Below are 835 nucleotides of genomic sequence, written 5' to 3'. Positions count from 1 at the left end.
AGCGTGCGGAACTTATGTCTGGAATCCTTTTGCAAAATGATTTTGACAAGAAAAGACCGTAAGATCTCCACTGTTTCGAAACGTTTTCACTGATGCATAAAAACCTCCGCACCGGACAGTTCCGGCCGTGACATTCAGCATCGAAGAATGCCTGCGGGAGCGCCGCCCTGTCCGTCTTAACGGACGAAAATACTACCGGCTTCGCCGCTTTATCTCCTTACAGCAGTTTTGTATCCAACGGATTCCCCGTCGGAAATTCCCACCGTCTGATGCCGGGTTTCATGACGTTCGATCCATGCCGTCAATACCGCAACGATATATCGTTGTTCTTCGGTCGCCAGTTCTCGCCCGGGTGGGATGCCGTGCCACTTGGCCAGACATCCCCGGCAGCAGCAGGCCGTGGCGTGCTGGGCGATAAAGACCGGATGCCCGCGCATAGGGGTCTGCCGCCCGTCATTGGGAATAACGGCCGGAGCGAGGCGCATGCGCACGAAATCTGCGGCATGACGCCGGATAGTCTCCATGCCTTTTCGCTCGATATAGGCGATATCTTCCGCTTTCAGACGAAATCTTCGGCGGAACTCGGATGTCGCCAGCCGGGCGAACAACGCATCGAAGGATTCTGCCGCATGGGTATTTTCAATCATTTTTCTCCGCAGATTAAGTCAGCAACAAAGATACGAACAGTCAATGCGTTTTTATCTGTTCCTGCGGGGATTTTCGCTCGGGGTATTCCGGGAACAGTATCAGCCATGCCAATCCGACGGCTGCCGGCAGCGACAAAATTTCCGTCGTCAGGAGCAGCGCTTTCAATAAAGTTTCCATACGGTCGCTA

1 protein-coding gene is annotated in these 835 nt (G+C 53.8%); it reads right to left on the bottom strand.

From position 1 onward, the window contains the following. Positions 1 to 209 precede the first annotated feature (209 nt). Positions 210 to 647, bottom strand: a complete 438-nt coding sequence (locus tag ACESTR_RS16285; protein ID WP_082426807.1) for a DUF4186 domain-containing protein — start codon at positions 645 to 647, stop codon at positions 210 to 212. Positions 648 to 835 lie beyond the last annotated feature (188 nt).

The organism is Alistipes sp. DJF_B185, from assembly GCF_964250025.1.
In the GTDB taxonomy this organism is placed as follows: domain Bacteria; phylum Bacteroidota; class Bacteroidia; order Bacteroidales; family Rikenellaceae; genus Alistipes; species Alistipes finegoldii.
The sequence above is the reverse complement of the archived record's forward strand: the minus strand, read 5'-3'. Positions and strand labels throughout refer to the sequence as shown.

Excerpts from the sequence above, each read along its gene's own strand:
- ACESTR_RS16285 (WP_082426807.1), bottom strand. The coding sequence starts at position 647 with ATGATTGAAAATACCCATGCGGCAGAATCCTTCGATGCGTTGTTCGCC.